The organism is Streptomyces sp. NPDC007162 (assembly GCF_040634175.1).
GTDB lineage: Bacteria > Actinomycetota > Actinomycetes > Streptomycetales > Streptomycetaceae > Streptomyces.
The window spans coordinates 1-7,184 of sequence record NZ_JBEYFC010000458.1 but is presented as its reverse complement, the minus strand read 5'-3'; the positions used below and the strand labels follow the sequence as shown (position 1 = coordinate 7,184).

Sequence of the window (7,184 nt, the reverse complement as noted above, 5' to 3'; positions counted from 1 at the left end):
GGAGGAGTACCCGGTCTCCCGGTTCCGGCTCACCACCGGCGGGATGTTCGTGCTGCTCATACGCCGTACGGAAATGACCTGAATCACAGCGCCCACCGGGGCAGCCGGGCTTGCTCCACACTTCCATACGCCGTACGGTATCAATTCCATACGGCGTATGTTTCCGTACGGCGCCACGGCATCGACCTGCGCAGCGCGCCCTTGCCCATCCCCCTCCACGCAGAGGAGCAAGCCATGACCACGCACTCCGCGAACGACCTTCGCCCCATCCGGTCCCCGCGCGGGGTCCCCCTGCTCGGCAACACGCCGCAGATCCCCGCCACCAACCCGGTGGAGTACTTCAACGAGCTGTCCAAGCAGTTCCCCGAGGGCATCTACGGCATGGACATCGCCGGTATCGAGCAGGTCTTCGTCTACGACCCGGACCTGGTGGCCGAGGTCTGCGACGAAACGCGGTTCTTCAAGCAGATCGACAAGACGCCACTGAGCCACGTGCGGGACTACGCAGGGGCGGGCTTGTTCACGGCCCACCAGCACGAAGAGGAATGGGCCATGGCCCACCGGATCCTCCTGCCGGCCTTCAGCCAGCGCGCCATGAAGACCTACTACGGGCAGATGCTGGAGATCGCCCAGAACCTGGTCGGCAAGTGGGAGAGCCGGGAGGGTCGGCCGGTCAACATCACCGACGACTACACCCGACTCACCCTGGACACCATCGCCCTGTCGGGATTCGGCTACCGGTTCGACTCCTTCGGCAAGGAGGAACTGCACCCCTTCCTCAACGCACTGCTGGGTGCACTGATGGAATCGCTGCGGCGTTCTCAGGAACTGCCGATGATGACCAAGCTCCGCAAGGCGGACGACCGGAGGTACCGCGACAACATCCGGCTCATGCAGGACCTGGTCGAAAGCGTGATCAAGGAGCGCCGTGAGGGGAAGGGCACCGGTGAGGAGGACCTGCTCGGCCTGATGCTGGAGGCCACCGACCCCGAGACCGGCAAGCTGCTGGCCGACGACAACGTCCGCGACCAGGTGGTGACGTTCCTGATCGCCGGTCACGAGACCACCAGCGGCCTGCTGTCCTTCGCCACCTACTCGCTGATGCGCAACCCGCACGTCCTGGCCCAGGCGTACGCCGAGGTGGACCGCCTGCTGCCCGGTGACACGGTCCCGGACTACGACACGATCATGCAGCTTGACGTGATCCCGCGGATCCTGGAGGAGACCCTGCGCCTGTGGGCTCCGATCCCGATGATCGGCAAGGCGCCCCTCGACGACACGGTCATCGGTGGCCGGTACGAGCTGAAGAAGGGGACCAGGGCCAACATCCTGATGGGCGCGCTGCACTCCCACTCCAAGGCGTGGGACCGGCCGGAGGAGTTCGACATCGACCGGTGGCTGCCGGAGAACCGTGTCCAGCAGCACCCGCACGCGTACAAGCCGTTCGGCAACGGTGTGCGTGCGTGCATCGGCCGGCAGTTCGCGCTGACCGAGGCCCGCCTGGCCCTCGCGCTGGTGCTGCAGAAGTTCAGGTTCTCCGACACCGCCGACTACAAGATGGACGTCCGTGAGGCGCTGACGCGTAAGCCCGGCGACTTCGAGCTGGTCGTCCGCAAGCGCCAGGAGCACCAGCGGACCGTCTTCGGTGCCGCGGACCTGCAGACCGGCGACGCGCAGGCACAGACAGCGGTCAGCGGCGTCGGGGTGAACCTGACCGTCGCCTACGGCTCCAGCCTGGGCTCGTGCGAGGACCTGGCGCGCACCATCGCCGACCGTAGCGAGCGCTCCGGCTTCGGCACCACCCTGGTGAGCCTGGACGAGCTGGGCGACAGCCTGCCCACCGAGGGCCTGCTCGCCGTCGTCGCCGCCAGCTACAACGGCAAGGCCCCCGACAACGCCCAGCGCTTCGACGACCTGCTGGCAGCCGGTCTGCCGGAGGGTGCGCTGTCGAATGTGCGGTTCGCGCTGCTGGGCGCAGGCAACACCCAGTGGGTGGCCACCTACCAGGCCTTCCCCAAGCGGATCGAGGAAGGGCTGCTGGCCGCCGGCGCCACCCCGGTCGTCGAGCGCGGTATCGCGGACGCCGCCGGTGACTTCGACGGCATGGCCACTCGGTGGATGGACAACCTGTGGGCCACCCTGGCCGAGGAGTACGCCGCCGACACCTCCCAGGCGAGCGGCCCGCGCTACCAGGTCCAGCTGCTCACCGAGTCCGACGTGCGCCCCGCCATCGTCTCCGAGCAGGCGTATCCGCTGACCGTGGTGGCCAACGAGGAGCTGGTGGCGGACGCGACGGGTCTGTGGGACTTCAGCATCGAGCCGCCGCGGCCCTCGGCGAAGTCCATCACCTTCGAGCTGCCGGAAGGTGTCACCTACGACACCGGCAACCACCTGGCCGTCTTCGCCAAGAACGAACTCGCCCTGGTGGAGCGCGCGCTGAGGCGGCTCGGTGTCGAGTACGACCAGGTGCTCCGGCTCGACCAGCCGGCCGGTGGCCGCACCCACCTGCCGGTGGGCACCCCCGTCACCGCCGGCATCCTGCTCACCGAGTTCCTGGAACTGCAGGACGTGGCCACCCGCTCCCAGATCCAGACCCTGGCCGAGCACACCGACTGCCCGTGGACCCGGCCGCAGCTCCAGGCGTACACCGCCGACACCGAAGAGGCGAAGGAGCGCTACCAAAAGGAGATCCTCGGCAAGCGCATCTCGGTGCTGGGTCTGCTGGAGCGCTTCCCCGCGGTCGAGCTGCCGCTGGCGGTCTTCCTGGAGATGACGGGCCCGATCCGTCCCCGCTTCTACTCCATCTCCTCCGCCCCGTCGGCCAACCCGCGCCATGTGCGCCTGACCGTCGGCCTGCTGGAGGGCCCGGCCCTGTCCGGCGACGGCCAGTACCGCGGCACCTGCTCCGCCTACATCGCCGGCCTCGAGCCCGGGGACGTCGTCTACGGCTACGTCCGCGTGCCCTCCCCGACGTTCGCCCCGCCCGCCGACCCCACCACGCCGCTGATCCTCATCGGCCCCGGCACCGGCATCGCGCCGCTGCGCGGCTTCCTGGAGGAGAGGGCGACGCAGCACGCAGGCGGCACCCAGGTGGGCCTGTCCCAGGTGTTCGTCGGCTGCCGCCACCCCGAGCACGACTACTTCTACCGCCGGCAGATGCAGGACTGGGAGCAGGCAGGCATCGCACAGATCCACACCGCCTACTCCGCGGTGACCGGCCACCCCGCCCGGTTCGTGCAGAACGCCATCGCGAACGCCGCCGACACGGTGTGGCAGGCCATCCAGGACGGCGCGTACATCTACGTCTGCGGTGACGGCCGCCGCATGGCACCCGCCGTCCGTGAAGCCCTCGCCGCCATCCACCGCCAGAAGACCGGCAGCGACGACGAGACCGCTCAGCAGTGGCTCGCCCAGCTCGAAGCGGACGAGCGCTACCAGCAGGACGTCTTCGCCTGACCGTCGCACGCCGTCAAGGCGCGCTGCCCCCAGCCGCCGGGAGGCGTGCGGACGTCCTGCCTCCCGCACGCCTCCCGGCCCCACCAGCCATTCCGACACCCCACGGCACCCATGGCCCCAACCATCGGGCCGTGCCGCTCACCGAAAGCAGATCACCATGGACACCATGCTCGCCGGACGCTTCCACCTCGACAGCAAGAAGTTCGCCGTGGAAGAGGTCCCGATCCCCGTGCCGGGCCCGGGCGAGGTCCTCATCGAGGTCAAGGCCGCCGGCGTCTGCCTCTCCGACGTCCACCTGCTCGACGGCTCCCTCGTCCCGCTGTTCGCCACCTCCGACACGGTCACCGTCGGCCACGAGGTCTCCGGTGTCATCCACACCCTCGGCCCCGACCTCAGGCGCGGCCTGCCCGTCGGCACCCGCGTCACCCTGGAGGCCGGCAAGACCTGCGGGACGTGCGCCGGCTGCGTGCGCCGCCGCCCCTGCACCCAGATGCTCACCGCCGGCATCGACTACGACGGCGGCTGGGCCGAGTACGTGGTCGTCCGCGAGGACACCCTCATCCCCATCCCCGACAGCCTCCCCTTCGACCAGGCCGCGATCATCCCCGACGCGGTCTCCACCCCCTACGCCGCCGTCGTCGCCACCGCGGGCGTCCGTGCCGCCCAGTCCGTCGGCGTCTGGGGCGTGGGCGGAGTCGGCGCGCACAACGTACGCCTCGCCCGCCTGGTCGGCGCCGCCCCGATCATCGCCGTCGACCCGCTGCCCAGCGCCCGCGAGCGCGCCCTCGCCTTCGGCGCCGACCTCGCGCTCGACCCGGCGGCCCCCGACTTCGCCGACCAGGTCCGCGCGGCCACCGGCGGACGCGGCCTGGACTTCGCCTTCGACTGCGCCGGCGTGCCCGCCGTCCGCGACCAGGCCGCCTCCGTGCTCGGCCTGGGCGGCTCCCTGATCCTGGTGGGCATCACACCCCGGCCGCTCACCATCACCGAGGGCCTGACCTTCAACTACCTGCAGAAGCAGGTACGCGGCCACTACGGCGGCTTCCCCGAGTCCGTCTCCGAGCTCGTGCGGCTGACCGCGGCCGGACGCCTCGACCTGGCCCCCTCCATCACGGACCACATCCCGCTCATCGACGCCGCCGACGCGGTCAGCCGTCTGGAGAACAAGATCGGCGACCCGATCCGCCTCATCCTCGTCCCCTGACACCCGTCAGCAGGACACCAAGCCACCCTGGGCAGGGGTGAGTGGGCGCCGGTGCTTGAGGGTGCACCGGCGCCCACGATTTCCCAGCAGCCAGAACCCGTGGAGATGGAGCCATGCCCACCACCGAAGCATCGGGCCGCACTCCGCAGCGCAGCGACGCTCGTTCGAACCGCCGACGCATCCTCGATGCTGCTCAGCGGAGACTGCGGGACGATCCCGACGCGAGTCTCGACAGCATCGCGCTGGCGGCCGGCATCGCACGACGCACCCTCTACGGACACTTCTCCAACCGGCATGCGCTGATCGCCGAGTTGACGCAGGAAGCAGCCCGGGCCCTGCAACAGACGTTTGCCACAACCCGTATACCGGGTGCTGATCCGCTGGAGACAATGACGCGGATGGCCCTGGCGGCCTGGGCGGTGGGCGACCAGTACCGCATGCTGACCTCCTTGGGGCGACACCATCTGGGCGAGGAGATGGTCCGCGCCACCTTGGCACCGGCCCGCGAAGAGACCATCGCGGCCATACGCCGTGGCCAGCACGAAGGCGTGTTCGCGGACCACGTCCCTGCACCTGTCCTCGCCCAGGCACTGGAAGCCCTGATGCTGGTCCTCGCCGAGGAGAACACCACGCCCACCTGGGCTGACCCCACCGGTGAGGCTGCGGCGACCGCGTTCCTCGTCGCTGCCGGCGTAGCGCCCCAGATCGCATCGCGCCGAGTTCGGACCGTGTTGCGTGAGTGAGCGTGACGCCCGGTCGGGACGGCTGTACCCACTCGTCGACCAGCGTCGAACGAGACGCAGCTAGAGAAAGGGGCCGTGCCGTGTCACGTCGATCCCGTCCACATCGACGCGGACGCGCGTGCCTGCGGCACGAGGCTTCGGCCTCTTCATTGTCCCTGTGCCGCTGTTTCGCTTCTGTCCAGAGATTCACCCTTGTAGGAGTTCATTCATGCCCGCCATTCTGATCCACGGCGTACCCGACACCCACCATGTGTGGGACGGCGTGCGCGAGCATTTCACCCGCAGCGACGTGGAGGCTTGGGACCTGCCCGGTTTCGGTTCGCCGCGACCCGAGGGCTTCAACTGCACCAAGGAGGAATACGTCTCCTGGCTCATCGAGCGGTTGGAGGTAATGGGCGAGCCGGTCGACCTGGTCGGCCATGACTGGGGCTGCCTCCTCACCGCGCGCGTGGCTTCCGTACGGCCGGACCTGATCCGCACGTGGGCCGGCAGCAACGGTCCGGTCAGCGCCGAGTACGTCTGGCATCCCCTGGCCAAGCTGTGGCAGGACCCTGTCGCAGGCGACCGCTGGGCCAAGGAGTACGACGCGGCCGCGTTCGCCAAGGACCTGACCGACAACCTCCACATCCCGGCTGAGCTGGCCGAACAGACGACCGGCCGCGTGGACGAGACCATGCGCGACAGCATTCTCAAGCTGTACCGTTCCGCATTGACGGTCGGTGCGGAGTGGGAACCGGATCTGGCGGACCTGGCCGGACCGTCCCTGGTGTTCTGGGGGGCGTTCGACCCGGTCTGCCCCGTCGAGTTCGGCGAGAAGATGGCCGCTTCCGTGCGCGCCACCCGTTTTCTGAGGCTGGACAGCAGCCACTGGACGCCGATCCAGAAGTCGGCCGAGGTCGCCGCCGCCCTCGAGGAACACTGGAGCAGCTCCCGGGGGTGACTGGCGCGCCCCGACACGAGCGCCCGTGGGTGCGCTTCGGGCGGCGCTCACACTGTGCTGCCCGAAGCACGCCGGCGGCGGCTTCGTGGTGGCGTCGCTGACGTCCGGCTCACCGGCATCGATGAAAAGGCTCACCGGCTGAGAACCCGCTGAGCGTGGCGACCGATGCGGGCCCTCGGCCGATCTCGCGGCGGGTCCGACGCGATAGGGCCGTGGGCCTGGGCCGATGACACCACAGGCGACCCAGTCCGCAGGCAGGGGCCGCCATGCGCAACCGGTGTCCACGACCTCGTGGACCGCCGGCGGCCCGGCTGGCAGTGCGACGGTTGCCGTCGTACGGGGTCCATCGCGCCTCGGCCGGTGGCGGCGCACATCGCGCCGGACTTTCAGGCGAGATCGGGCAGCGGGCGCCGGGTGACGTCGTGCGCTTCGTCCGGGGGGAGGCCCAGCATGCGCAGGACCATCGCGGCCAGGTCGGAGGCGGCCTCGTCGCCGTCGAGGTCGGGGCGGGCCAGCCGCAGCGCGACCAGGGACATCAGGGTCCCGCCCAGAGCGGACAGGGCCGTGGTCGGGTCGATGCCGATGAAGCGGCCCGAGGCGATGCCGCGTTCCAGATCACGAAGCGCTCGTGGGGACAGGCCACGCTCGGAGTGGATGTGGGCCAGGCCGCGGTCGCGCAGGATCCGCATGAGCTCGGGGTGTGAGTCCGCCATCCGTGCGGTGAGCCGGAAACCCACCGCGACGAGCTCGGCGGGGTCCTCGATCCCTTCCACACGCTCGTCGATGACCTGGCCGAACTCCTCCAGGGCGTCGGTCACCGCGGCGTCGAACAGCTCCGTCT

5 protein-coding genes are annotated in these 7,184 nt (G+C 69.8%); 4 read left to right on the top strand and 1 reads right to left on the bottom strand.

Going from position 1 to position 7,184, the window contains the following annotated elements:
* The first annotated feature begins 234 nt into the window (after positions 1 to 234).
* The 4 genes from ABZ646_RS35885 to ABZ646_RS35870 all read left to right on the top strand — a co-directional run bounded on the left by ABZ646_RS35885 (position 235) and on the right by ABZ646_RS35870 (position 6,343).
* Entirely contained in the window at positions 235 to 3,456 is a 3,222-nt protein-coding gene (locus tag ABZ646_RS35885) for a cytochrome P450 (protein ID WP_360528604.1), read from the top strand.
* Between the two features lie 157 nt (positions 3,457 to 3,613).
* The gene (locus tag ABZ646_RS35880; protein ID WP_360528601.1) at positions 3,614 to 4,660 is read left to right on the top strand and encodes a zinc-binding dehydrogenase; all 1,047 of its coding nucleotides are present in this window, start codon (positions 3,614 to 3,616) and stop codon (positions 4,658 to 4,660) included.
* Positions 4,661 to 4,773: 113 nt separating this feature from the next.
* A complete protein-coding gene (locus tag ABZ646_RS35875; protein ID WP_360528598.1) occupies positions 4,774 to 5,403 on the top strand; it encodes a TetR/AcrR family transcriptional regulator in 630 nt (209 codons plus the stop codon).
* Between the two features lie 208 nt (positions 5,404 to 5,611).
* Entirely contained in the window at positions 5,612 to 6,343 is a 732-nt protein-coding gene (locus ABZ646_RS35870) for an alpha/beta hydrolase (RefSeq protein WP_360528595.1), read from the top strand.
* Positions 6,344 to 6,729: 386 nt separating this feature from the next.
* On the opposite strand, the gene ABZ646_RS35865 is transcribed toward ABZ646_RS35870, so the two are convergent.
* A partial coding sequence (locus ABZ646_RS35865; RefSeq protein ID WP_360528592.1) for a TetR/AcrR family transcriptional regulator occupies positions 6,730 to 7,184 on the bottom strand: 455 nt, incomplete at its 5' end.

Bases quoted from the DNA above. Each gene is read 5' to 3' on its own strand.
- ABZ646_RS35875 (WP_360528598.1), top strand. From the start codon at position 4,774: ATGCCCACCACCGAAGCATCGGGCCGCACTCCGCAGCGCAGCGACGCT.
- ABZ646_RS35870 (WP_360528595.1), top strand. From the start codon at position 5,612: ATGCCCGCCATTCTGATCCACGGCGTACCCGACACCCACCATGTGTGG.
- ABZ646_RS35880 (WP_360528601.1), top strand. From the start codon at position 3,614: ATGGACACCATGCTCGCCGGACGCTTCCACCTCGACAGCAAGAAGTTC.
- ABZ646_RS35885 (WP_360528604.1), top strand. From the start codon at position 235: ATGACCACGCACTCCGCGAACGACCTTCGCCCCATCCGGTCCCCGCGC.